Origin of the sequence: Paenibacillus tengchongensis (genome assembly GCF_008973665.1) — a bacterium.
Lineage (GTDB): Bacteria > Bacillota > Bacilli > Paenibacillales > Paenibacillaceae > Paenibacillus_AQ > Paenibacillus_AQ tengchongensis.
The window spans coordinates 151095-175725 of record NZ_WACP01000016.1; the positions used below are offsets into that span (position 1 = coordinate 151095).

Annotated in this window: 18 protein-coding genes and 1 pseudogene; 11 read left to right on the forward strand and 8 right to left on the reverse strand. The window is 58.1% G+C overall.

Annotated features, from left to right (window positions below; translation table 11 throughout):
- Window positions 1-271: 271 nt before the first annotated feature.
- Both F1381_RS23615 and F1381_RS23620 read right to left on the reverse strand, forming a co-directional pair.
- The gene (locus F1381_RS23615) at window positions 272-1081 is read right to left on the reverse strand and encodes a histidinol-phosphatase (protein ID WP_151737295.1); all 810 of its coding nucleotides are present in this window, start codon (window positions 1079-1081) and stop codon (window positions 272-274) included.
- A gap of 407 nt (window positions 1082-1488) precedes the next feature.
- Window positions 1489-2385, reverse strand: a complete 897-nt coding sequence (locus tag F1381_RS23620; protein ID WP_151737296.1) for a LysR family transcriptional regulator — start codon at window positions 2383-2385, stop codon at window positions 1489-1491.
- Window positions 2386-2735: 350 nt separating this feature from the next.
- On the opposite strand from F1381_RS23620, the gene F1381_RS23625 reads away from it, so the two are divergent.
- The 5 genes from F1381_RS23625 (at window position 2736) to F1381_RS23645 (ending at window position 7611) form a co-directional block, all read left to right on the forward strand.
- Entirely contained in the window at window positions 2736-3191 is a 456-nt protein-coding gene (locus F1381_RS23625) for a chemotaxis protein CheX (RefSeq protein WP_151737297.1), read from the forward strand.
- A gap of 28 nt (window positions 3192-3219) precedes the next feature.
- Window positions 3220-3996, forward strand: a complete 777-nt coding sequence (locus F1381_RS23630; protein WP_151737298.1) for an SDR family NAD(P)-dependent oxidoreductase — start codon at window positions 3220-3222, stop codon at window positions 3994-3996.
- 156 nt (window positions 3997-4152) lie between these two features.
- The gene (locus F1381_RS23635) at window positions 4153-5649 is read left to right on the forward strand and encodes a DEAD/DEAH box helicase (protein ID WP_151737299.1); all 1497 of its coding nucleotides are present in this window, start codon (window positions 4153-4155) and stop codon (window positions 5647-5649) included.
- Window positions 5646-6392: an ABC transporter ATP-binding protein gene (locus tag F1381_RS23640; RefSeq protein WP_151737300.1), complete on the forward strand. Its 747-nt coding sequence runs from the start codon at window positions 5646-5648 to the stop codon at window positions 6390-6392. Before F1381_RS23635 ends, F1381_RS23640 begins: the two co-directional genes overlap by 4 nt.
- Before the next feature lies 1 nt (window position 6393).
- On the forward strand, window positions 6394-7611 hold the full coding sequence (locus F1381_RS23645) for an ABC transporter permease (RefSeq protein WP_151737301.1): 1218 nt from the start codon (window positions 6394-6396) through the stop codon (window positions 7609-7611).
- Between the two features lie 241 nt (window positions 7612-7852).
- On the opposite strand, the gene F1381_RS28630 is transcribed toward F1381_RS23645, so the two are convergent.
- The 3 genes from F1381_RS28630 to F1381_RS23655 form a co-directional block, all read right to left on the reverse strand.
- Window positions 7853-7963 (reverse strand): YjcZ family sporulation protein, encoded by a 111-nt coding sequence (locus F1381_RS28630; RefSeq protein ID WP_209443706.1) that lies wholly within the window; start codon window positions 7961-7963, stop codon window positions 7853-7855.
- A 441-nt stretch (window positions 7964-8404) separates the two neighbouring features.
- Complete coding sequence (locus F1381_RS23650) at window positions 8405-9712, reverse strand: aminotransferase class I/II-fold pyridoxal phosphate-dependent enzyme (protein ID WP_151737302.1); 1308 nt, start codon at window positions 9710-9712, stop codon at window positions 8405-8407.
- Between the two features lie 146 nt (window positions 9713-9858).
- Window positions 9859-10473 carry a pyridoxamine 5'-phosphate oxidase family protein gene (locus F1381_RS23655; RefSeq protein WP_151737303.1) on the reverse strand — a complete coding sequence of 205 codons (615 nt, stop codon included), beginning with the start codon at window positions 10471-10473 and terminating at the stop codon, window positions 9859-9861.
- Window positions 10474-10600: 127 nt separating this feature from the next.
- Between F1381_RS23655 and F1381_RS23660 the strand changes: the two genes are divergently transcribed.
- From F1381_RS23660 to F1381_RS23680, 5 genes are all read left to right on the forward strand, one after another.
- The gene (locus tag F1381_RS23660) at window positions 10601-12271 is read left to right on the forward strand and encodes an aminotransferase-like domain-containing protein (protein WP_151737304.1); all 1671 of its coding nucleotides are present in this window, start codon (window positions 10601-10603) and stop codon (window positions 12269-12271) included.
- A 58-nt stretch (window positions 12272-12329) separates the two neighbouring features.
- Entirely contained in the window at window positions 12330-13115 is a 786-nt protein-coding gene (locus tag F1381_RS23665) for a helix-turn-helix domain-containing protein (protein WP_151737305.1), read from the forward strand.
- 221 nt (window positions 13116-13336) lie between these two features.
- Window positions 13337-14086, forward strand: coding sequence for a 2,3-diphosphoglycerate-dependent phosphoglycerate mutase (gpmA, locus tag F1381_RS23670; RefSeq protein WP_151737306.1), 750 nt, complete (start codon window positions 13337-13339; stop codon window positions 14084-14086).
- 196 nt (window positions 14087-14282) lie between these two features.
- Window positions 14283-14483, forward strand: coding sequence for a DUF2569 family protein (locus F1381_RS23675; RefSeq protein ID WP_151737307.1), 201 nt, complete (start codon window positions 14283-14285; stop codon window positions 14481-14483).
- A 20-nt stretch (window positions 14484-14503) separates the two neighbouring features.
- Window positions 14504-14908, forward strand: coding sequence for an RDD family protein (locus F1381_RS23680; RefSeq protein WP_187355540.1), 405 nt, complete (start codon window positions 14504-14506; stop codon window positions 14906-14908).
- A gap of 90 nt (window positions 14909-14998) precedes the next feature.
- On the opposite strand, the gene F1381_RS23685 is transcribed toward F1381_RS23680, so the two are convergent.
- The 3 genes from F1381_RS23685 to F1381_RS23695 form a co-directional block, all read right to left on the reverse strand.
- On the reverse strand, window positions 14999-17065 hold the full coding sequence (locus F1381_RS23685) for a methyl-accepting chemotaxis protein (protein WP_151737309.1): 2067 nt from the start codon (window positions 17063-17065) through the stop codon (window positions 14999-15001).
- A gap of 204 nt (window positions 17066-17269) precedes the next feature.
- Entirely contained in the window at window positions 17270-18061 is a 792-nt protein-coding gene (gene asd, locus F1381_RS23690) for an archaetidylserine decarboxylase (RefSeq protein ID WP_151737310.1), read from the reverse strand.
- Between the two features lie 89 nt (window positions 18062-18150).
- Window positions 18151-19245, reverse strand: coding sequence for a YheC/YheD family endospore coat-associated protein (locus tag F1381_RS23695; protein WP_151737311.1), 1095 nt, complete (start codon window positions 19243-19245; stop codon window positions 18151-18153).
- Window positions 19246-20390: 1145 nt separating this feature from the next.
- On the opposite strand from F1381_RS23695, the pseudogene F1381_RS23700 reads away from it, so the two are divergent.
- Window positions 20391-24631 (forward strand): annotated as a pseudogene (locus F1381_RS23700) (hypothetical protein); the annotation flags it as partial.

The following is a 24631-nucleotide window of genomic DNA, read 5'->3' on the forward strand; positions in this document are numbered from 1 at the left end:
GCAGCGCGTGTAACCGGCCCAATTGTATTCGAAAAATCGAATACAATGTGCTGCGGCGCGTGTAACCGGCCCAATTGTATTCGAAAAATCGAATACAATGTGCTGCGGCGCGTGTAACCGGCCCAATTGTATTCGAAAAATCGAATACAATGTGCTGCAGCGCGGGTAACTAGATCCAACAGACCTTTCGTACCAATGGATATGCTTGCCCTCAGAAAAAAGCCTCCCTCTGCGAAGGAATCCGCAGAGGGAGGCTTTGGTCATTTTACGGCTACAGCATAACGGTCTGTTTCTCTTTGCGCTTGAAATACACCCAATGCTTAAACCCGATCTCCTTCAGCCGGGCGGCAACAGCATCATGCTGATCGGCGACCCGGGAGGGCTTGTGCGCGTCGGAGCCGAAGGTAACTTCCACGCCGTAATGCAGCGCCCGCTCCAGAATATCGTCCGACGGGTACCAGCCGCCGCACAGCTTGGTGCCCCCCGAAGTGTTGATCTCGATGGCCAGGCCGCACTCACCGATGACGCGCAGCGCTTCATCGACTTCCGCAGCGGCGGGAATGTTCGCAAACTCCGGGAAATTGCCTTTCATGGCGTCAATATGGCCAAGAATCTGGAACATGCCGCTGCGGGCGGATTCGTCGATCAGGCGGTAGTACTCGCCCTTAACCCGCCGTTTTTCCTTCGCGCCAAGGCCTTTCCAGCGGCCCTTATTAAAGATGCTGACCCCATCGACGCTATGTACAGAGCCGATGATATAGTCGAAAGGATAGGCTGCCAGCGTATCCCGGTACAGTCCAGCGTGCGGCTCAAAGTAATCGGATTCAATGCCCAGCAGCACATCGATGCGGCCGGCATATTCCTGCTGCAGGGCCAGCACTTCGTCGACGTAGCGGGCCAGCTCGGACTTGGCCATGGCGATACGAGGAAAGGCTTGCTCGGCGGGATCGGCAAAATAAGGCGTGTGATCGGAAATCCCGATCACCTGAAGACCGGCCGCTATACCGGCCTCAATATAATCCCGGATCGTTCCGTCGGCATGGCCGCAGCGGAAATGATGGGTATGCAGGTCAAACTTCATGGACGTTAACATCTCCTTTGGCCAAAGTAATGGAACAGGGGGCGCGCGTAGGCTTCACTTTGTGGGCTGCTTAGGGGTCCCCATAAAGTACCCGGAATAAGCATCGGCAGCAGCATCTTCACATTGTGGGCTGCTTAGGGCTCCCCAAAAAGTACCCGGAATAAGCATCGGCAGCAGCATCTTCACTTTGTGGGCTGCTTAGGGGTCCCCATAAAGTACCCGGAATAAGCGTCGGCAGTATCATGTTCACTTTGTGGGGCTGCTTAGGGGTCCCCATAAAGTACCCGGAATAAGCGTCGGCAGTATCATGTTCACTTTGTGGGCAGCTTATGGGGTTATGTTTACCGGGGTCCCCGCAAAGTAATCGGAATAAGCATCGTTAGCTTCGCGTCACTTTGTGGGGCTCATTATCCAATAAACTGCGTTTCGTTCATGCCCTTCAGATCGCTCAGGAACTGCCGCATGGCGGAGGTGACATATTTGCCGGCTTTGGTGATGACGCCGACGGGATGGCTGACCTCCAGCTCGGCGATGGGCACAATTTTGAGGGTGCCGGCCCGGACTTCGGACATGACTGATTGTCTGGAGATTACCGCCGCACCAAGGTCAAGCTCGACCATCCGCTTCACTTCCTCGCTGCTGGTCAGCTCCATGATGACATGCGGCTGGATGCCGTGGCGCGCGAACACTTCATCGGCGAAGCGGCGGCCCACGGTGTCCGGGGACAGCAGAATCAGCGGGATCTGGCCAAGCACTGCCGGCTCGGCGGAGCCGGTCTCCGCCAGCGGATGTCGGGGCGAAACGACAAGCTCAAAAGTATCATAGTACAGCACGGAAGTGGTCATTCCCGGACTGTCGCCGATCAGATAGCCGATGCCGACATCGACGAGGCCATTTTCGACATGCTGGTAAATTTGCGACGATGACATCGAGGAGATCGATGTTTTGATATGAGGGAACTGGTCCTGAAAGTATGACAGAACGCGCGGCAGAATTTGAATGGCAATCGAGGTGGTGGTGCCGAGAACAATATGCCCCTGGGGATTCTCATCCAGATCCGCAAGGCGCTGCTTCAATTCCTCGACAATACCTACGATTTGCTCGGCATGACTCAGGAATACTTGCCCTCTGTCAGTTAGGGTTACGGGCTGGTTCCGGTCGACCAGTTGGGTTTTGAACTCTTCTTCCAGGCTTTTGATCTGGGCTGACACTGCCGGCTGAGTCAGATTCAGCAGTTCACCCGCCTTGCGGAAGCTCATGGTTTTGGAAATGGTGATTAAGGTCTCCAGTTGGCTGATATTCATGAATTTCCCCCTTTGGGCCTGCCGGATGGGACCGCGTTCACGGCCATCTCGAAAGGGCAGCTTATAATGGTTGTGCTGTAAACGTAGTAATGACAGGGATCTATAAATGAAAAAACAAGGCCGATCCTACGGGGATTTCCGGAATAGCTTACGCCGGGTGTTGTTATTTTATTAAATTATAGGAGATTACACCCGGCAGAGCAATGTCGGAACGGAAACTTGCCGGGAGATTCCTTCGACAAAGAGCTTAATTTTTGGTGAATAATACCGATATATGAAGTATAATTAATCATTATTGATGGGACTTAAGGTTTACGACAAAAGGACGGTAGAGGAGGGACAGCACTTTCATGAAAGCAGAAGTAATCAATCCATTTCTAGAATCTGCACGAATTGTTATTGAGCAGGTGATACAGGTCTCGCCATCCACCGGCAATCTGGGCGTTAAGGATATTGAACTGATCGATAATCATATATGGATTCAAGTGGGAATGACCGGCCAGCTAAGCGGAGATATTATATTTGGATTGGCCGAGCAGGTGGCGTTGAAGATTGTGTCGGCCATGATGGGCGGATATGTGATTACAGAGATGGATGAAATGGGACAGAGTGCAATCTCAGAGCTCGGCAACATGATCAGCGGCAACGCCAGCACCATTCTCTCCAATCAGGGTGTAGCGGTCGATATCACACCGCCGAAGCTGATGAAGACTGACAACATGACAGTAACGCCGGGCAAAGCGCTCAGCATTCCGCTTGTGATGGATGGCATCGGAGAACTTGATATTCAGGTGATGATCTCTTAAACCGGACAGGCAGGAGTGATCGGAATTCATGCTTCTACAAGATAAGGTTGTCGTGATAACGGGAGCTTCCAGCGGAATCGGAGCGCTTACGGCACAGCTGCTCAGCAGGCAAGGCGCCATTCCCGTGCTGCTCGCACGTTCGGAGGAGAAGCTGCAGCAGGTGGCGGCCGAACTTGCGGGCGTATTTGGGCTGTACGTATGCGATGTGCAGGATGAGGAGCAGGTAACCCGGGTATTCGCGGAAATTCTGGCCGTCTACGGCAGAATCGATATTCTGCTTAACAATGCGGGGTATGGCAAATTTGCCGATTTTACCGAGATGGAGCCTGCGGAATTCGATGACATGATGGATGTAAATTACATGGGTATTGTCCGCTGTACCAAGGCAGTCGTTCCGCATATGCTGCAGCGGGGCAGCGGCCAGATTGTCAATGTGGCCTCCATGGCCGGCAAGATCGGCTCTGCGCGGGCTGTCGCCTATACCGCCACCAAGCATGCGGTGCTGGGCTTCACCAATGCGCTCCGTCAGGAGCTGCGCAAGCGGGGGATTGTCGTCTCTGCAGTCAATCCGGGACCGATTGCCACCAATTTCTTCAAGACAGCCGACCCCTCCGGCAACTATGAGAAGAATGTGGCCTGGATGATGATGGCGCCGGAGTATGTGGCGAAGCAGATTGTCAAGCTGATGGAGAAGGGCAAGGAAGAAGTGGACCTGCCCCGGCTTGCGGCGATCGGCATCCGTCTTTACGCTTTGTTCCCGCGTCTGGCCGACAGGCTTACTTATAATGCAATGAACCGGAAATAACATGCAATATGCCGGAATGTCCGGGGGGAAGCCCCCTGTCAGCGAAGTTTCCAGGCGCACAGCGGTACCAACACGGCCTTCCATTTGGTGGAGAGGCCTTTTTGGCATATAATGAAGATATTCTATTATTTCAAGCGAAAAGGATGAACACTTGTTATGAATAAAGCTTCTTTTGCGGCCATCGGCATCGAGGACGATCTGGTTGCCAGGCTGTCGGAATTCGGCATTACCGCCCCATCCCCGGTTCAGGAGCAGACCATTCCGCTGCTGCTCGCGGGAAGAGACGTGCTCGCCGCGTCCCAGACAGGAACCGGCAAAACCCTGGCCTACCTGCTGCCGCTGCTTCAGGGAATCGACCCGCAGCAGAAAGTGGTGCAGAAGCTGGTGCTGGCGCCGACCCAGGAGCTGGCGATGCAGATTGTCCGCGAGGCGGAGCGCTACGGCGCCCATCGCGGCATCAAGATGCAGGCTTTGATCGGCGGAGCAGCGATCAAGCGCCAGATCGAGAAGCTGCGCGAGCATCCTCAGCTGGTAGTGGGCACCCCCGGACGGGTGCGGGAACTGATCGGGCTGCGCAAGCTGAAGATGCACGAAGTCAGTACGATTGTGCTGGACGAGGCTGATCAGATGTTCCAGCTCAGCGGAGCAGGCGAGGTAGCCAAGATTGTCGCCAGTGCGCTGCGCACGCGCCAACTGGTCATGCTTTCAGCCACGCTGGGCGAAGAGACCCGGACCCTGGCGGCCCGGGAGATGAAGAATCCGGCCGAGATCGGCATTGAACCCGGCGTAATGACCGCCGGAGGGCTGGAGCATATCTATGTGGTCAGCGAAGAACGGAACAAGATCGATATGCTCCGCCGGGTGATCCGCGGATTCAATCCAAAGCGGACGATAGTGTTTGTGAATGCCACCGAGGATATCGCTGAGGTGGAGGCCAAGCTGAATTATTTGGGGCTGCCGGCGGCGGCGCTGTATGGCGATGCCGACAAGGTTACGCGCAGCCATGTGCTGAGCCGATTCCGGGACGGCAAGTTCCGTGTACTGGTGGCCAGCGATGTGGCGGCCAGAGGACTGGACATTGAGGATTTGGCGCTTGTCGTCAGCTATGACCCGGCCTTTGATGCCGAGCATTATGTGCACCGGGCCGGCCGGACCGGGCGGATGGGCAAGCGCGGCACATCGGTCTCGATCGTCACGGAGCAGCAGACGTTCATTATGCGCAAATTTGCCCGCGAGCTGGATATCCGGCTGGAGCCGCGCGAGCTGTTGGCCGGCAAAGCGGTGGCGGCGGACGAGGCGCGCGCCGTACGCGAGTCCGGCAAAGGACGCGGCGGCGCCGGTGGCGCGCGCAGCGAAGCAGAACGGCTGCACGGTGAAGGCAAGCCGGCGCGGATCTCCGGCGCGCAGCCGGAGCATGGCAGCGCCCGCGCCGGGCGCCGGAGCGATGCCGATGCGGCGCCCGGCGGGGAGACGCGGCCGCAGCAGCGGCGCAGCGCGGGAACTGCGCCCGCCGGGCGCGGCACAGCCGCAACGGGCCGAGGGACCGCTGCGCCGGGCGGCAAGAAGCGCAGCGCCGAGAGCGAGAAGAGCCGCAAGAACAAAGGTGCGCCGAGATGGCTCAAGAATAAAACCACGGGAGGCGATGGCCGATGAACACAGCCCCGGTGCTGGAAATTACCGGCCTCAGCGGCGGATACAGCCTGAACAAGCCGGTGCTTCACGATGTGGCGCTTACGGTGCAGCCGGGCGAGATGGTGGGTCTGATCGGGCTGAACGGAGCGGGCAAGAGCACGACCATGAAGCATATTCTCGGTCTGATGTCGCCGCATAAAGGCGACATCACCGTGCAGGGGAAGACACGCGCCAAGGACCCCGAGAGCTATCATAATGCCTTGAGCTTCGTACCTGAAGCTCCGCTGCTGTACGAGGAAATGACCGTCCGGGAGCATGTGGAGTTCACGGCCAGATCGTACGGCGTTGACCGTGCTGACTATGAGAGCCGCAGCCTGCAGCTGGCCAGACTGTTTAATATGGAAGACAAAATGGACACTCTGTCCGCCCATCTGTCGAAGGGCATGAAGCAAAAGGTAATGATTATGTGCGCCTTCGTGGCCCGGCCGGCGCTGTATGTCATCGACGAGCCTTTTCTCGGACTCGACCCGCTGGGTATCCGGTCCCTGCTCGATTTCATGATGGACCTCAAAACTTCGGGAGCCTCGATTCTGCTCAGCTCCCATATCCTCTCCACGATCGAGAACTACTGCGACCGGTTTGTGCTCTTGCATCACGGCAGGGTAATCGCCCAGGGAACGCTGGCCGAGATGAACGCCGCCGCGGGCGGCCGGGCCCAGAATCTGGAGCAGCTGTTCTACGAGCTGGTTCAGGGAGGGAAATAGGATGGACCTGAGGGAGCTCCGCCGCAAGCGGCGCGGCAGGTTCATGGGAAGCCTGCTGCCTTATATGGGTTATATTATTCAAAGCGGTGTGGCCATGGTATTTATCCTGGTGCTGATAGTCTTCTCGGCCTGGTATACGTCGCTGCTCCGCGATGTCCCGCAGGATCTTCCGATCCGCTGGATCATGCTGGTGCTGCTCGTCCCCGCTGCGGCGCACAGCGGTTTCCGGACTTATCTGCAGCAGCCCGATACGATCTTCCTGCTACCGCAGGGCCACCGGATGCGGGAGTATTTCGCTCCGGCCTGGGTGAGCGGCAACGTCTGGAAGCTGCTTCGACTGCTGATTGTACTAATCACGCTGTGGCCGCTCTACATACGCACGGAGACGAAGCCGCAGGCGCTGCTGGCCACCGCTCTGGTGCTGGCGCTGGTGAAGCTGCTGGCCAGCTGCGGACTATGGCGGGAGCTGACGATGCAGTCCCGCTCCGCCGCCGGCGCATATCAGCTGCTGCGCTGGGCCGTCGCCGGCCTGATGGTGGCCGCGTGGCTGTGGCAGCCGCCGCTTCAGGCACTGATCTTCATCGTGCTGCTGGGCGCAGCTTATGCGGCCGCGCTGGCGGTGCCGAAGCGGCTGTCCGTTCCGTGGGAACGGCTGATCGCGACGGAGAAGAACCAGGGAGCCCGCGCGCTGATGGTGCTCGGGTGGTTCGTGGATGTGCCGGGACGGGAGCAGCGGGTGTACCCGCGGCGTTACCTGTCCCGCTGGGGCAGCGGGCTGCCGTGGCGGAAGGAGAAGGCCTACCGCTTCCTGCTGACCAAGAGCTTCGCGCGGGGCGATATCTTCGGCATTGTGCTGCGGATTGCCGTACTCTCAATGCTGCTGGTCTTATGGAACCGCAGCAGCTATCTCGGCAGCGGCATTTATGTATTGTTCGTCTTCCTGCTCGGCGTGCAGCTGTCGGCGCTGCGCAAGCTGCACAGCGAATCCTTCTGGCTGACCGTCTATCCGCTGCCGGAAGGCAGCAAAGGCCGCAGCAGTGTCCAGTTCATTACCCGCGCCCATCTGGTGCTGGCCGCGGTGACCGGCTGGCCGCTGCTGCTCACCCTGGGAACGCGGCCGCTGCCGGCACTCGGCACACTGGCTGCCGGGATCCTGGTATGCTATCTGTTCCGCAATCATCTGCAGCGCAAAGAAGCGGCACCGGACGACGATCTGTAGCCGCCCTGCCGAAACATCATACGGATTCCCCGGCCAAGCAAAGACGCCTTGAGGAGATGTTCTCCGCAAGGCGTCTTTTTGGCGCATCCAATGCGCCGTGGCTCTTGCCGAAAGGCAAGATGCCGGTGTATAACCAAGAAGTATGTCGAGATACTCCGGGATTCCGGCTGCCCAGGGAATGCTGTCAACACTGGGAGGGGAGAGAGCTGTCAAAGCTCCCTCCCGGGAGGTTCAATCCCGGTTAGACAAACAGTGAACGGCTGATGATGACAAGCAGGATGAAGAGTACCAGGATTGCACCAGTGCTAGTAAATCCGCCGTATCCGTATCCGCCTCTTACTTCTTCGCTCATGTTCATTCCCCTTTCGCGTGAGTGGTTTGTTGTACCTGAGTGAGTACACCGTATTGTATGTGCGGAGGGCAAAAGGTGTATAGGCTGGTGCCGTAAGGGGGCGAAAAATAGCCGGGGCCGCATAGGCTCATAGACCGGGCAGGAAAGCACAATCCTTTGGCGAATCGTCTTATAGGCATAGCGGAGGGGGACAGCTATGTATCTTTCCGACCTTGATGAAGGATCGATTTCAAGAGAGTTAATACACTGCTATCCACAAAAATAAAGGGAAGATCTTCCTCTAATTCTGCTGAAATGGCCAATTTGGCCAAACCTTACTGAATTAGAGTCAGAAATTCCCACTAGTCTGCTGAAAATGTCTACAGGCTGAAATTAACGGCAGAAAACACCTCTATTCTTCAAAAGCCTGCCACTTGAGGCAATAAGGATTCGTCCGTATGGCTAAGCCTGCTCCTTCTCCAGATCGCGGATGCCGGCATACACCATGTCGAACAGGTCTTCTAGCTGGTCTTCCTCAATACAGGAGAACGCGATGCGCAGGTCGGTCTCGCCGAGCGCGATCGTACCCAGGCCGTAGTTGTGGATCAGGTGGAGCCGCAGTGCTTCGGCAGGCACGGTGCGCAGCTTCAGGCACATGAAGTAACCGGAATTGAACGGATAATAAGTCCATACATCCTCGCCGTATTTCCCGCTGTCCAGCAGAGCCTTCACTTTGTTGGCGCGGCCTTTCATGATCTGGAACTTCTCTTCCTTCTGGGCCGGGAAGTCCGGGTTCTTGAGCGCATCCAGCACGAAGGTCTGCGACGGATGGGAGCCGCTGGAGATCGTAGCACGGATAATGCCAAGCGTCTTCTGTTCAAGTGCGGCCAGCAGATCCTTGTCTTCCGAAGCGTAGGTGATGAAGCCGACACGGAAGCCCCAGACGAATTCTTCCTTGGTTGCGCCGTCCACCTTCACGGCAAGCACGCGCGGATGGAGACCGGCAAGGCGTCCGAACAGCGATTCCTTCAGTGAATCCTCAAAGAACAATCCGAAATAGGCGTCATCGCTGACAACCACGACATTGATGCCTTCTTCAGCGGCGCGGAGGATGGCGGCCACGATGGCCTCGCCCTCTTCAAGGCCCGGTGTGTAGCCGGTTGGGTTGTTCGGGAAGTTCAGCAGCACTACAGCTTTGCCCCGGTCCTTCTGGGCCAGCAGCGCTTCCAGGAGACCGTCGCTGTTGAATTTCATGTCTTCGGTGAACAGCGGGTAGTTCACCAGCTCGCCGAGCCGGCGGATGCCGAAGGTCAATTCGTAGTTCTCCCAGTTCTTGTCCGGATAGATGATCGCGTCGCCCGCTTCGACGAACAGATCGGCCACAATGCTGAGTCCGTGGGTCAGGGCGTTGGTCGCCACCGGGTTGCCGAAGGATTTGCCTTCGAGCGACGGATTCTCGCGGAGCATCTTCTCCCGCCAGACGGTGCGCAGCTCCGGCTTGCCTGCGGGCGGTGCATAACCGTACAGGTCCTTGGGACTGTAAGCGGAGAGCTTATCCTGGATAACAGCAAGATGCATCGGGACGCCGTTCTCGGTGGCGATGCCGATGGTTGCGTTATATTTTTTGGCGTGGGCCGTCGCTTCGGCGGATTGGCTTAAGATCCCCTCTTTAGGAAAATAAATCGCCTTGCCCAGGCTTGAAAGCATGTCGTAAACATGCGGGTTGCCTGCCTTGATACTTTCGTTCAATTGACCAGCCAGTGGATTCATCAGTGGTTTCATCCTTCCGGTATTTATCTGGGATATACGTTAACATTGCCTAACATTATATCACCGCACTGCAGAACCGTCACTGAGGAAAGCCGCCTTTTTGTAAATTGTTTGCGAAAAATTGTCGCCCGGCAAAGCCGGTCTGTTCAGCCGTGAAAAGGGCGGTACCGTTTCATCATTTCCACGGTCTCGCCGTCCCGCTCCCCGCCCCGCTGCTCCAGGCCGCGGATGACCGCATCCCGCGCTTCTTCCCCCAGGTTCTGGCCGAACTTGAATTTGGCCGTGATCTCATCCGGAACGATGCGGACCACCGCTACGGCTTTGAGCGCGGGACGGTACCGCGGGTCTTCGGGATCAATCGGCGCATAGCCGCCTTCGGGCTGCAGCTTCTGCATGAACAGCGACATGGCGGCCGCTTTTTCGCTTAAGTCCTGCACCTTCTCGGCCCGCCCGTAGGCGGTGACGCTCTTAAAGAAGGCGGTGGCGGGGCAGGCCATTTCCGGGTCACTGAAGTAAGAAGGAATCAACGCGAATTCATCGGCTACGGTGAAGCACACCTGCGGCCTTCCTGCGATATGCTCCATTTTGCCGCCGGCATGGCTGCCGTGGAAATAGAAGATGCCATCCTTATAAACAAAGTTAAGCGGCGTGACCCGCGGGTTGCCCTGCCCGTCAGCCGTGCCGAGGAAGCCGAAGCTCATCTTGTCCAGAAACAACGAGAGCTCGTTCTCCTCTTCGATCTTGAATTCTCGTCTGCGCATTGCAGCACGTCCTTCCATAAATGATGTAATAATTTTTATTCAGCATAATGGATAAATTGACAAAGAAAAAGGACCGGTTTACATTAATTTTATTGGTCCAATTGCTGCAGGGGAGAGGGGTGGAGGAATGAACTTTACGCTTGCGTTCGACCAGTATCTGGCGGTGTACCGCCGTAAATATTTGGCGCTGTACCATGCGCTGCGTGCAGCGATTCTGGACGGCACGCTGCCGGGCGGCACCCGGCTGCCCTCCACGCGCAAGCTGGCGGAGCTCTATCAGGTGTCGCGGGGCTCGGCCTCGCAGGTGTATGACATGCTGCTGGCCGATGGGTACATTCAGGCCGCTGTCGGCCGCGGCACCTTCGTCTCGCCGCACAGCTTTTTCTCCGCCGGCGATGCGGGTGGTGCTATGGCGGCTAAGAGCGACGCGGGGCGACAGGAAAGCGGCGGGCTCACAGCGGCGGAGCGTACCGGAGCGCCTGAGGGAAGCGGCGGGTTCGCGGCGGCGGGGAACAGCGGGGCGTCCGGCGGAAGCGCCGGCGCAGCACTGCCTGGCCCCCGGAGCGCTGGCAGCGCTGCGCCTGGCCCCGGCGGTGCAAGCGGCGCTGCGCCTGCCGCCATCCGGCTGTCCGCCTGGGGGGAGCGGCTGCTGGAGCGCCGCCCGCCGGACCGCGAAGCGGCGGCGGCGGAGCGCATCAGCTTCTGCGGCGCCGGGATGCCTATGGAGCATTTCCCCTACGCCGAGTGGCGGAGCGCGCTCCATTATGCGGCCGGCAAAGGCGGCGGCCTGCTGGAGAGCCGGAGCCCGGCGCAGGGTGATCGGGGCCTGCGGCAGGCGATAGCGGCGCACCTGCGGATTACGCGGGGCATCCGCGCCGACGCCGGACAGATTGTCGTGTTCAGCGGCTCCATGCAGGGAATCGTGCTGCTGGCCCAGCTGCTGCTGGATGCCGGCAGCCCCGCCGTAGTCGAGGAGCCGGGCTTTCACGGCATCCGCCGCGCGGTGGAGATCGCGGGCGGGCGGCTGCTGGCGGGCCGGGTAGACGAAAGCGGGCTCCGGCCGGAGGATTGGGAGGCCGGGCTCCTGTTCGTAACCCCGAGCCGCCAGTATCCCACCGGAGCGGTGCTGCCGCTGGAGCGGCGGCGCCAGCTGCTGGAGTGGGCAAGCCGCCGGGGCGCGGTCATCGTCGAGGACGATTTCGACAGCGAGTTCCGCTGGGCCGGCCGCCCCATCGAGCCGCTCAAGGCGCTGGACCGCGAGGAGCGGGTCGTCTACGTCGGCTCCTTCACGAACAGCATGTTCGCCGGGCTGCGGCTGGGCTACGCCGTGCTGCCGCCCGCGCTGGTAGCGCCGGTAACCGCAGCCAAGGCGCTGTACGAGCCGCAGCCGGCAGGCGCGCTGGAGCAGCGGGCGCTGGCGCGCTTCATGGCCACCGGCGGCTACGGCCGCCATCTGCGGCGGATGACGCGCCTCTACGGCGGGCGCGCCCGGCTCCTGCGCAGCCTGCTGGCAGAGCAGCTGGGCGCGCTGTTTGAGCCGCTGCCCGGCGACGCCGGGCTGCACATCTATGCGCGCTGGCGGCGCAGCGCGGCAGAATTCGCCGCCTTCCAGGCGGCGGCCGCAGCGCGGCAAGCCGACTTCCGCGACGCGGCGCTGTACCGGATGGCGCCGGGCGAAGCGGCGGCCTGCTTCTCGTTCGCCCACCTTGAACCGGAAGCGCTGCGGGAAGGCATAAGCCGGCTCCTGGCGGCCTGGAATGATGTACAAAATCATTCCAGACAAGGTATGATGGAATAAAGAGCACACAGGCGGTTGAGCGCCTGAGTAAATTGGTAACATTTCAGGAGGGAGCATTATGCTGCATGCATCGCCGTCCTCTTTTGTCATTCTGCCGTCCCTGGCCAAGATCTTCTGCGAGCCGGGCTGGAAATGGCAGAAAAGAGAGAAGCCGCTGCAAAATTATGATTTGTTTTATATCTGGAGCGGGGAAGGCACGGTTGTGCGCAGCGGGGAACCTTTTCAGGTCAGCAAGGGCAGCTGTTTTCTGTTCCGGCCGGGCGATTTCACCCATGCCACGCATAACCCGCAGAAGCCGCTGGTGATTTCTTATATTCATTTTGACGTGACCGAGCCGGTGACCGAAATTCCCGAGCCATACCGGGTGCTGAAGGAGACGGTGGAATTCGAGCATCTGCTGGCCCGCTACGTCCGCCTGTTCCTGGTCAAGACCTTCGCTGCGGAGGAGGAAGGGCGGCTGATCCTCAAGCAGCTGATGATCCATCTGCTGCGGGAAGACCGCATGGTTCCTGTGGAACGGCATGTCAGCAACCAGCTCTCCGAGGTGATCCACGAGGTCGCCAACTACGTCAGCCAGCATCCGGGACTGGCGCACCGGGTGGAGGACTTAGCGGCGCGGGCCGGACTTTCTCCCCGCTACTTCTCGATCAAATTCAAGGAGATCACCGGCTCGTCGGTGCAGTCCTACGTCATCCGGGCGCGGATTGAACGGGCCCAGCACCTGCTGCTGTACGCGGGGATGAATGTGACGGAGGTGGCGGATGCGCTGGGCTACCGCGACATTTTCTTTTTCAGCCGCCAGTTCAAGCAGCATACGGGCAAAAGCCCTTCGGAAATCCGCTAGGCGAAAGCTGCCTTGGCCCGGAAAGGTCCGCCGGACCGGCTGATGCAAAGCCCGGGGCCATCCCCCGGAACACCCGCCGGATTCCCGGCGGCTTTTTTTGGGGAATAATATGAAATAGAGCAATGACGGCTCCCGCCTCTCGCGGTGAAGCCGTTTCTTTATTTGGGCTCAGATGCACGCCGTTTGGACTTCATTACACATGGGAGAAGGAGAGAGAGAACATGTACGAAATCGTATTGATCCGCCATGGCGAAAGCGATTATAACCGGCAGAACCTGTTCACCGGCTGGAGCGACCCCGATCTGACCGGGAAAGGGGTGCAGGAAGCGAAGTCGGCCGGCAAGCTGCTGAAGGAAGCCGGATACACGTTTGATCTGGCCTTTGCCTCTGTGCTGAAGCGTTCGATCAAGACGCTGCACCTGGTGCTGGAGGAGATGGACCTGCTGTGGATTCCGGTGCAGAAATCCTGGAAGCTCAACGAGCGCCACTACGGCGCCCTGCAGGGTCTCAGCAAGACGGAGACGGCCTTGAAATACGGCGAAGAGCAGTTGCATATCTGGCGGCGCAGCCTCTCGGTCCGTCCGCCGCTCCTGGAGCCGGATGATCCGCGGTATGCCCGGAACGATGTCCGTTACAAGGAGGTCAGACCGGGGGATATTCCGCGCGGCGAGAGCCTGGAGGATACGGTGCACCGGGTCGGCGACTTCTGGGGCAAGCGGATTGTGCCGCTGATCCGCAAGAAGGAGCGGGTGCTGATTTCGGCGCACGGCAATACGCTGCGGGCTTTGATTAAGTATATGGAGGACATTCCCGAAACCGAGCTGCTTAATCTCAATGTGCCTACCGGCGTACCGCTCGTATATAAGCTGGATGATGACGTCAAGCCGCTGAGCCGCTTTTATCTGGGCGAACCGGAGGAAGTGCAGCAGAAAGCCCGTGAAGTGGCCAACCAGAGCAAGGTAACGGAATAGGACGCAATGGTATTGTCGCATGGCCGGCTGAATGCAATACCCCACTTTGTGGGGTTATTTTTTTGCTGTGGAAGATTTGTGGCTAACGGACAAGCGTCTTCAAAATATTGGTGATATCTCCAGTTCCATAAGGTATGATGAGAGGTGTGCCGATATTGAATCATCAGGGGGAACTATGTGAGAACGGAAATGGATTATGCTTCGCTTAATGGCGATCCTGTTCGGCAGCGGCCTGCTGACCAGTATTATCGACTATGTTTTGCTGCTGAATATTCCGCTGACCGGGCCGATGACCGAAGGAACGATCCCCGAGCTCGTCAGAATGGCGGTCTATTTTGTCATATGGGGGACTTATTTTATGCGGTCCAAGCGTGTCGCCAATACATTTGTGCGATAGGTTGAATAGAGTACAGAGGAGTGATTGTTATGAGACCTGCCGGATTTTGGATCCGATTGGGAGCGGCTATATTGGATGCAATCATTATTGGTATCCCCCTAAGCCTTATCAGTGACGCGATCACCGGCGACCCCGGCGATGAGAGTCTGTCCGATGCACTTATGTTTGTGTATATGTTGCTGCTGCCGGTGTTCTGGCGCGGGTACACGGTAGGGAAGCGGATCTGCGGAATCAGAATCCAGAAAGTGAGCGATGAGTCTCCGCCGGGAATCGGAACTATGCTGCTGCGCAATCTGGTGGCAAACATCATTTATGCGTTGACCCTTGGAATCGCCATCGTGGTCAGTGCATTCATGGTCGGGCTGCGGGATGACAAGAGAGCCCTGCATGATTTTATTGCCGGAACCGAGGTCGTGTATCCTTAAGAATCTCTAGTATTTTAAAAAAAGCCCCGCCTATAGATGGCTCGCTGCCGGATCTATAAGCGGGGCTATTTAGATGTGAGCCAAGCCGGATTATTCTGTCTTGAACCGGGAGGCGGCCTCCTCCAGCTTGGAGGTAAGGCGGTCGATCGTTTCGACCATGCCGGAGAGCCGCTGGACCATCGCCGACTGCTCCTGCATCGTCGCGGTAACCTCCTCTACGGAAGCGGAGACCTCTTCGCCGGAGGCCGACAGGTTCTGTGCGGATTCCAGCATTTCTTCCTTGTCGTGCTGCATCAGTGCCAGCTCTTCGGCCATCACCCGGATTTGTTCCGCGATATCCGCAACATGTTCATAAATGACGTCGAACGCCTGCTGCGTCCTGCCCACGAACTCCTCCTGCAGCGCCGAAATATCTTTGATTTCCTGTACGCTCCGGTAGTTCTCCTGCACGAAGGCCAGATTCTGGCCGATAATCCCGTTAATTTCCCCGGCCTGCTGGGCGCTTTGCTCGGCCAGCTTGCGGATTTCGGAGGCGACTACCGCAAAGCCGCGCCCGGCTTCACCGGCTCTGGCCGCCTCAATGGAAGCATTCAGGGCCAGCAGATTGGTCTGGGCGGCGATTGTATTAATCGCTCCGGTAATCTGGCCGATGCTGTCCGAGCTGTGCTGCAGCTTTTGGGTGATGGCGGTGATGTTTTGCACCTCGGCATCATTTTGTCCGCTAATCCGGGACAGCTCGGCGATGACTCCGCTGCTGTCGTGGAATACCGTAACGATATCCCCGGCGCGCTCTTTGACGGACTGGGCGCGGTGGTTCATCGAGACGAACTTCTCGCCGAAGCCGGTGAATTTATCGGCGATCATTTCCGTGTCATCGGCCTGCGATTCCATTGCCTTGGCGATTTCGGCCGCTCCGGAAGTGGTTTCGGCAATCGATTTGGCTGTCTGCGCCGAGGAGGTTTCCAGCTCTCTGGTGCTTGCCCCAAGGACAGCGATGGACGTATTCATATCCGCGATGAGCGCGCGGTTGTTCCGGACCATAGTATTGAAGCTGTCGGCGAGCTGCTTGAATTCGCTTTTATAGCTGCCGCCCGCTTCCACGCTGAGGTCACCCCCGGACAGTATTCTAAAAAGCTTGCTGAGCTGTACCACCGGCCGCGTGATGGAGCGGGAGATCAGCAGTCCGAACACGGTCGACAGCAGCACGGCGAATATCGCGATGCCGATGATTTTGAGCAGCATATCTTTAATCGGCTTCTGAATATCCTTATAAGAATCAATGACGGCAATCATCCAGTCCGCATCGGGGATTTTGTTGTAACGGAGATATTCGGTTTCAAGCTCTGCCTGGCCGATAATAATTTCGCCTTGGGTGTCCATGGCGAGCAGCGATTCTACCCCCTCCGGTTCTGTGCCTACCCGCGAGCTGTCCTTGGAGTTGTACATGACCGTTCCGCTGCGGCTCAGAATCTCGATCTGCCCTGTACCGTTGATTTGGATTTTGCCCAATTTATCCATGAAAAAGTTCGTATCCACGTTGGTGGAATATACGCCGATGACTTTGCCGTTATTGTTTTTGATCGGATGGGCGAATGCGATGATCAGCTTGCCGGTGCTCTTGGATAACAGCGCGTCGCTGATGAAAGCCTCGCCCTTGAGCGCTTGCTGGAAATATTCACGGTCTGCCCGGGATTCGCCGATGGTGTCCTGGTTGCTGCCGGCGACAATGGTACCCTTGGCATCGAGCACGATAAGCGACTGGACTCCCTGGGAGCTTGCCGCTACTTCCGCGAGCTTGGCGTTGACGAGCTGTGCCGGGGAAGCGCTGCCCTGAAACATGCCGCCCTCCGGTCCCGCTCCGTCTCCGGAACCTGCCCCCGCCGGCTCCAGCAGCACGCGGAACAGTTCCTCGGTGGACATGATGAATGAGGCCTGACCTTCCAGCTGTACGGCAGTCCAGAGGTTTTCTCCGATCCGGTCGGCATTGGCATTGATTTCATCCTTGCTTTTCTTAAGTAGCAGATTGGACCCGAGCTGGTATACCGAGACGGATAACACTAGCACGATGGCTATGACGAGCAGGGTAATCATTCCGGGGAGCTTCATCCGGAGCGACATATGTTGTATTCGCTGAAACCAGTTCTTCAGTTTGCCCATGTTGCAATCTTCCTCCTGATGTCATGTTCTTCTGGTTTGTATATCGGAGGAGTAGAGAGATTTGTAAAGCGGTAAAAATTTCTAAATATAAAATTTTAAATATACAGGCAAGCAAGCCGGACTAGGTGCTGAAATCAGCGGAATAAAAATAAGACACCCCCGCCTCCAGGGCGGTGAATGCCTTACTGAAATGCCGATTCTGATTCAGGCCAGACGCTTCATGGTCCCGAGCAGTTCCCCCATCTTTACCTTGGTTTCACTGGTCAGGCCGGGTCTTGGGGTAAACGTGCCGCTCTCCAGCAGCAGGACGACGGTGGAACCGAATTCGAAATAGGCCAGATCATCGCCGGCCGCCCAGCTTCCCGCCTGTTCGTCGGAATAGCGGATGCTGCTGACGTTCATCGCACCTACCTTTACCACCGCCGCTTCTCCGTCCGACCCGGCGATATAGGTAATCAGCCGCTCGTTGCGGCTAAGAACATTCTTCATATGCTTCATGCCGAATTCGTTGACCGGATAAGCGCGTCCGCGGATATAATCGCTCTCCACCTTGCGTCCGCTGATGGGGGCATGAATCCGGTGATAGTCGGTCGGGCTTAAATACAGCACGAAGAAAAAGCCCTTCTTGTATAACTCCAGATGCGGAGAGTGGTTGAGCAGCTCCTCCAGGCGGTAATCCTGGCCTTTGACATTCATAATGGTGCCGGAGTCCAGCTCGCCCATGGCGGTAATTCGCGCATCTACGGGGCTCACGACCTGCCCGTCCCCGCCGGCGACGGGACGCATTCCCGGCTTCAGCCGCCGGCTGAAGAATTCATTCAGCGACCGGTATTGGGCGGGGTCCTTCTCCGCCTCGCCGGCCGGAATCTGATACATGCGAATAAATGCCGGGATAAAATTACGGCTAAGTCTGCTATGGGAAAAAGCGCCCATTAACCGGGACAGCCATCGGTATGAGGACAGCTCGGTCATCAGCCGCAGCAAATGTTTAACCATGCCCATCTCCCTTCCATGATACAGCACAAAGGTCCCGGTGACGGGACCTTTGCCGCTCTGCATTATCTTGACATAGAAACGGAGACAAATCAATAACCGTTGTAGAGCGAGGGGGCCTCAAGCAGCTGGCGGGCATAGCCCATCGGTCTGCGGTAGCTGTCCTTCCATGCCCCGCCGAGACCGGCTTTGCGGAAGCCGTAACGCTGGTCGCGGGCGTTGCATTCAATGAACACGACACGCTTATCCCGGGTCACCCCGATGTCCAGGCCGATGTCGGCCAGGCCGGGAAGGCTCAGCGACAGCTCCCGGGCGACGGCGAGACTGAGCGAAGCGACGGAGCAGCGCAGCTGCGCCGCATCCGCGCTGCCGAATGCCCGCTCCAGTGCAAGCGCGGACGGCAGCGCTTCGCCGCCGCGGGCGATGTTGGAGACGAAGCTGCCCTCAGCCGCCAGCTTGGCGAACATGCCGGTGACCTGCCACTCTCCGCCCCAGCCGCGCTGGACCGTTACGCGGAGATCAAAGGGACGCTTGTCGATTTCGGCCAGCGGAATGCGTTCCTGCACCACATACGATACTTTGGAGAGGCGCGCCCGGAGCACGGCCGGCAGGGCGGACTGCCTGACGCTTGCCTTGACCCAGCGTCTGCTGCCCGCCTGCTGGTACATCCAGTTCCAGCGTCCGGAGCCGGTGCCCGTCAGGCGCATGACCCCCTGGCCGACGCTTCCCCTGCTCGGCTTCAGAATCAGATCCGGATACTCCTGCATCATGTCCTTCAGCCCGGCATATCCGGATGCGGTTGCCGGAAGGAACTCCCGGAGCGCTTCATTTTGCTCCAGCAGCCCGTGAATCTGATCCTTGCCGTAGCGGTTGCATGTATTAAATACCATAAGGCCCTGCCGGACCAGTTGTTCGATTTCCCGGCTGTCCCGGTCATAAATTGCCCGGTTGTGAATGACTGCCGGGACGGGAATGGCGACTCTGCGGTACCCCTCGGGATATTTTAAATAGGCTATGCACAACCCTGATTTCATATCGATATCCGACAGCTTCAGGAAGCAGGGAATCAGTCCGAAGGCGGCGGCGGCTTCCTCATAGTTGGCGATGGACTCCTGTCCTGTCTGAAGCCGGGGAACCCCCCGGTGCATAGCGGCGTTTAGCAGTATTCCAACGAGCTTGTGCCCCATGTTTCTTCCTCCCGTTATCTTCTGTCATTTCTGCACGGATGTTCCCCTCTCTTCCCTTAGTGTATGTTTGTACGGGTGTGCCAGGATGGACGGATGTGCGGCGGCAGATGCCCTTTTTTTGAGCGGCTGTATGGCAGGAAGGAGTGGGGATGCTTCGGGGAGGCCGGGTTAACTTCTATATAAGGTAGTGAACTCTTGAAATGATTGGACCTCCGGCAGCTGTCCGCCCGCAGACTTCCAGATTTGAACCCTCCTGGCTAAGGCTAAGGCTAAAATCCGGGTGAGCAGTTCCCCTTGTGTGTTTTCTTTTGTTCCACATTATATAGTTGGAAAATCATTACCTAATTTCCTCTGCATAGGGCTTACTGCAAATCTAGATGGATATCCGCCAACTAATATGAACAAAAATCAATGATTACGCCGATTTCCTCCGAATTAAGTTACGATAATCAAATTAGATCTTTTATATCTGTAAAAAAGGCTGAATTAGTGTGCCGAAATCGAACTAAATAAGTTTAACTTATGAAAAGCTCCTGAGATGTGATTGCAACTGCGGGGGAATCGATTGGATTTCCGGCAGCTGTCCCCAGGTTCCAGATTTGAACCAAATCCGGGTGACAGCCTGTGCTTGATGAGGCGAGCTACCCGGAGGAAAGAGGAAGGCTTCAGGCGGAAACTACCGCTCCTCCAGATAAACTTCCCCTCCGCAGTTCAATCTTTGTGTGTAGTTCTTTTGTTCAACTTATCTAGTGTATTTGTGCGCAATAGAATGACTTGTGTTCAGCGGCAAATGGCCATCTGCTGTATTTTGTGCAACTGAATTTGCCGGAGTGTCTCGGAAAGCCCCTGTCTAGCGAAATCTGTTGCACGTTCTGCATTAGATCTGGATCAGCAGTGATCCTTACTTAAATCTGCTGCACAAAGTGCAATAGAACAATAGATACAACGTACCGTATTCGGGTAGCGCCCTGAATAAGCATCGGTTTCACTTTGTAGGGTGTGTTAGCGGGGTCCCCGCAAAGTACCCGGAATAGACCCCGATAGTATCAGCTTCACTTTGTGGGGTGTGTTTGGAAGGTGTCATTCGCCTACTCCGCTGCATATGATGCCAAGGAGAAACATCAGATGGAAGGAGGAGACTGCTTGTGAAGGGCTCCAGAAAGAACAACCGCGGTTACAAAAAAAGACTCTATATTGTGGATAATCCGAGAACAGAAGAACTGAGCATGCTGGGAAGCAGTCCAAGGATACAGGGCGGACATACGCCTGCGGTTGAACCTGCATCGGAGGCGAGGGCAGCCTCAATACAATCATCCGCTGCGCCGGCATCCGCCGTGCAGGGGGCTGCTCCGCAGGAATCTGTGGCGCAGCATGCAGCTGAACCGGCAAAAGATGTGCAGGTACCTGCCGCACAAGCGCCTGCCGCGCAATCCCCGGCAGAGGAGGAAAAGACCTTGCTGATCAGCGGTGTGGGAGTTGCCGAACCGCCGCTGCAATCCAGCCCGGCTGTGCAGGAGCTGCCGGAGGAGGAGAAGATTACTCCGCCAACAGCAGCGGCAGAGCCACCCTTGACAGCTCCGGTAATACAGCCGTTGCCGGAAAAGGAACGTCTGCAGAAGGTGTACACCGATGATCTGTCAGATTCGGCTGTCACCGGCCAGAAGATTGCTCCCCGCACGATCGACGGCTCCAAGCTGAAATACGGTATTATCGGAACTCCCTGGCTGCAGGACTACGCTGTGCAAGGCATCAATATCGCGGACAAGGCGATTACGGCCTCCAAGATTGCCCCCGAATCTGTGCTAGGAGAGCATTTGGCCGAGGGCAGTATCAACGGCGGCAAGCTGCTGGACCATTCGATCGGCGGCGAAAAGCTGAAGAACGGCAGCATCGGTCCGGAAAAGCTGGCGGACCGGATTATCGGCGGTGAGCAGATCGCCGACCGGGCCATCAGCAGCCGCCATCTCTCCGAACTGTTAATTACAGGAGAGCTGCTGGAGGACGGCGCGGTAAGCGGCGAGAAAATACTGACCAGCAGCATCGACAGCCGCCATCTGGTTAACGGCAGCGTAGACCGCTCCAAGTTGGCGGATCATGCGGTATCCGGCGAGAAGATCGGTGACGGTGAGATCGGCGGCGGGCATTTGGCCGACGGTGCGGTCGAAGGCCGGCATCTCGGCGACGGGATCATTACGGCGAAGCATCTGGCCCCGGGGGCGATCGGGCGGGAACAGCTGGCCAGCCGGCTTATCGGAAAAGAGCAGATCGGCTCCGGCGTCATCGAAAGCGGGCATCTGTCCGACGGTGCAGTAGGCTCACGGCAGCTGGGAGATAAGGCGGTGCGCAGCCATCATCTCAGTCCGGACAGCGTAAATGCCTCGCATATCGCCGACGGGGAAATCGCCAGCCGCCACCTGGCCGACCGCAGCATATCTTTTGTCAAGCTGGCGGAGGGGGCTGTGGGTACTGCACAACTGGTGGAACAATCGATTACCTCATCCAAAATCGCCGATCAAAGCATCCTCGGCACCAAGCTCGCGGATGAGGCGGTAATTAGCCGGCATATTGCTAAGTCCGCAGTGCGCAGCCCGCATATTGCGATGCAGGCGATCAGCTCGCTTCATCTGCAGCGCGAGTCTGTGGACCACTCTCACCTCGCCCAGCACTCGGTGGGCTCCGGCCATATCAAGGAACAGGCTGTACTGACCAGTCATCTTGCGGCAGATTCAGTAACTGGTGAACAGCTTGCGGCTGAAGCGGTAACAACCGAGCATTTGCGTCCGCAGAGCGTGACGGCACCCAAGATCGCCGATGGTGCGATCGGCACTGCGAAACTGGCAGCCGGTGCAGTAACGTCCGGCATTATTGGAAAGGAAGCGGTAAGCGGAGAGCATATCGTCTTCTGTGCCGTAGAGGAGCGGCATCTGGCTGACTCCAGCGTCAACGGACGGGTAATCCAGGAATCTGCGGTGGATGCGGAGCATCTGGCTCCGGGTGCGGTGGGACGCCGTCATCTTGGCGAGAACAGCGTAGGCGGATCTGCGCTGCAGGCCGGGGCGGTTTCGGAAGAAAAGCTGGCCGGAGGCTCGGTCAAAGAAATCCATATTGCCGCTGGCGCAGTGCAGCCGCATCATTTGGCCGATTACGCCATCACCTCGCTGAAGCTGTCACCGGAAAGCGTCTCAACCGATAAGCTCGGCGATCTGTCGGTAACGTCCGCTAAACTGGCAGACGGCAGTGTGGAATCCGCCAAACTGTCAGCGGCAGCCGTTACTGCCGAACATCTGGCTGCCGGCGCCGTAGGTCCGGATACGCTCGCTGATACTGCCGTGCAAGGCAAACACCTGGCACCGGGAAGTGTAGGCGGCGCACATATCCGGCCGATGACCATCGGGAACGGGCATATTTTGCCAAATTCCATCTCTGCGATCCAAATTCAGAATGAAAGCATTGGTGAAGCCAAGCTGGCGGATCATGCCGTTTCCTTCCGTCATCTGCAGCAGAGCAGCGTCGGCGGCGAGCATCTGGTCGAGGATACGGTCACCGGCCGGCATATCCGCCACGGGGAGATCGCGCTGGAGCATTTGGCTGAAGAGGTGCGCAGCGCGGAATTGCTGCCTGACGGCTGTCTGGGGAGCGAGAAGCTGGCTGAGGATTCTGTCGGTTCCTTCCAGTTGGCCCCCGGAAGTGTGCATAGCGACCACCTGATTCAGGAAACGGTGGAAGGTCGTCACATCCGTCCCGGCAGCATTACACTCAAGCATCTGGCGCATGAGGCTTTGAGCCCTGAACTGCTGCCTGACGGCAGCCTTGGCGGCAAGAAGCTGGCGGCCGGTGCGGTCGGCTCCTTCCATCTGGCTCCCGGCAGTGTATACGGCGGCCATCTCGTCCAAGAAGCGGTGGAAAGCCGCCATATCCGTCCCGGCAGCATTACACTCAAGCATCTGGCGCAGGAGACTCTGACTCCCGATCTGCTGCCCGACGGCAGCCTCAGCGGCGAGAAGCTGGCGGGTGGCGCGGTCGGTCCCTTTCACATTGCCCCAGGCAGTGTGAGCGGCGATCATCTGACCCAGGAAGCGGTGGAGAGCCGCCATATCCGTTCCGGCAGCATTATGCTGAAGCATTTGGCGGAGGAGACGCTGACCCCTGATCTGCTGCCTGACGGCAGTATCGGTGGAGCAAAGCTGGCTGAAGACGCGGTCGGTTCCTTCCAACTGGCACCGGAAAGTGTGAACAGCAGTCATTTGACGCAGGGGGCGGTGGAGGGACAGCATATCCGTCCCGGCAGCATCACACTCAACCATCTGGCGCAGGAAGCTTTGACTCCCGATCTGCTTCCGGACAATAGCCTTGAAGGCGGTAAGCTTGCCGCCGGAGCGATCGGTTCCGCTCAATTGGCTTCCGGCAGCGTGGGCGGCGACCATCTGATCCAGGAAGCGGTAGAGAGCCGCCACATTCGTCCCGGCAGCATTACGCTGAAGCATTTGGCGCATGAGACATTGAGCGCTGAACTGGTCCCGGACGGCAGCCTGGGCGGCGAGAAGCTGGCGGCAGGCTCCGTTGGTCCGTTCCAGCTGGCTCCCGGAAGTGTACACGGCGATCATCTGACCCAGGAAGCGGTGGAGAGCCGTCATATCCGCCCAGGCAGCATTACACTGCAGCATCTGGCCAAGGATGCTTTGACTCATGAATTGAAAGACGGCAGCATCGGCGGCGCGAAGCTGGCGGACGGTGCGGTAAACTCCGGCCACCTGGCGGACGGTGCGGTAAACTCCGGCCATCTGGCGGACGGAGCGGTCGGCTCCAGTCATCTGGCAGCGGGCGCAGTAGGTTCCAGCCACCTGGCGGCGGGCGCAGTAAGTTCCAGCCATCTGGCGGACGGCGTGGTGAACTCCGGCCACCTGGCTGATGGGGCAGTCGGCTCCAACCAGCTGGCAGCAGGCGCAGTAGGTTCCAGCCACCTGGCGGTGGGCGCAGTAAGTTCCAGCCATCTGGCGGACGGCGTGGTGAACTCCAGCCACCTGGCGGATGGTGCAGTCGGCTCCAGCCAGCTGGCAGCAGGCGCAGTAAGTTCCATTCATCTGGCGGATGGAGCGGTCGGCTCCAGCCACCTGGCGGCAGGTGCAGTAAGTTCCAGTCATCTGGCGGACGGCGTGGTGAACTCCAGCCATCTGGCGGCAGGTGCAGTCGGCTCCGACCAACTGGCAGCAGGCGCAGTAAACCCGATTCACCTCATCCCTGGAGCAATTGGTTCTGATCAGCTGGCAGCCAATAGTGTGCAAGGCGATCACTTGGCCCAGGAAGCGGTGGAGAGCCGTCATATCCGTCCGGGCAGCATTACGCTGGGGCATCTGGCGGAAGACGCGCTGACCCGCGAGTTGCCGGA

What these genes read in the sequence shown, in the direction of transcription:
- F1381_RS23665 (WP_151737305.1), top strand. Translation starts at nt 12,330, where the DNA reads ATGCTGCATGCATCGCCGTCCTCTTTTGTCATTCTGCCGTCCCTGGCC.
- gpmA (WP_151737306.1), top strand. Translation starts at nt 13,337, where the DNA reads ATGTACGAAATCGTATTGATCCGCCATGGCGAAAGCGATTATAACCGG.
- F1381_RS23650 (WP_151737302.1), bottom strand. Translation starts at nt 9,712, where the DNA reads ATGAATCCACTGGCTGGTCAATTGAACGAAAGTATCAAGGCAGGCAAC.
- F1381_RS23655 (WP_151737303.1), bottom strand. Translation starts at nt 10,473, where the DNA reads ATGCGCAGACGAGAATTCAAGATCGAAGAGGAGAACGAGCTCTCGTTG.
- F1381_RS23640 (WP_151737300.1), top strand. Translation starts at nt 5,646, where the DNA reads ATGAACACAGCCCCGGTGCTGGAAATTACCGGCCTCAGCGGCGGATAC.
- F1381_RS23660 (WP_151737304.1), top strand. Translation starts at nt 10,601, where the DNA reads ATGAACTTTACGCTTGCGTTCGACCAGTATCTGGCGGTGTACCGCCGT.
- asd (WP_151737310.1), bottom strand. Translation starts at nt 18,061, where the DNA reads ATGGTTAAACATTTGCTGCGGCTGATGACCGAGCTGTCCTCATACCGA.
- F1381_RS23675 (WP_151737307.1), top strand. Translation starts at nt 14,283, where the DNA reads ATGCTTCGCTTAATGGCGATCCTGTTCGGCAGCGGCCTGCTGACCAGT.
- F1381_RS23645 (WP_151737301.1), top strand. Translation starts at nt 6,394, where the DNA reads ATGGACCTGAGGGAGCTCCGCCGCAAGCGGCGCGGCAGGTTCATGGGA.
- F1381_RS23630 (WP_151737298.1), top strand. Translation starts at nt 3,220, where the DNA reads ATGCTTCTACAAGATAAGGTTGTCGTGATAACGGGAGCTTCCAGCGGA.
- F1381_RS23620 (WP_151737296.1), bottom strand. Translation starts at nt 2,385, where the DNA reads ATGAATATCAGCCAACTGGAGACCTTAATCACCATTTCCAAAACCATG.
- F1381_RS23625 (WP_151737297.1), top strand. Translation starts at nt 2,736, where the DNA reads ATGAAAGCAGAAGTAATCAATCCATTTCTAGAATCTGCACGAATTGTT.
- F1381_RS23685 (WP_151737309.1), bottom strand. Translation starts at nt 17,065, where the DNA reads ATGGGCAAACTGAAGAACTGGTTTCAGCGAATACAACATATGTCGCTC.
- F1381_RS28630 (WP_209443706.1), bottom strand. Translation starts at nt 7,963, where the DNA reads ATGAGCGAAGAAGTAAGAGGCGGATACGGATACGGCGGATTTACTAGC.
- F1381_RS23615 (WP_151737295.1), bottom strand. Translation starts at nt 1,081, where the DNA reads ATGAAGTTTGACCTGCATACCCATCATTTCCGCTGCGGCCATGCCGAC.
- F1381_RS23635 (WP_151737299.1), top strand. Translation starts at nt 4,153, where the DNA reads ATGAATAAAGCTTCTTTTGCGGCCATCGGCATCGAGGACGATCTGGTT.
- F1381_RS23695 (WP_151737311.1), bottom strand. Translation starts at nt 19,245, where the DNA reads ATGGGGCACAAGCTCGTTGGAATACTGCTAAACGCCGCTATGCACCGG.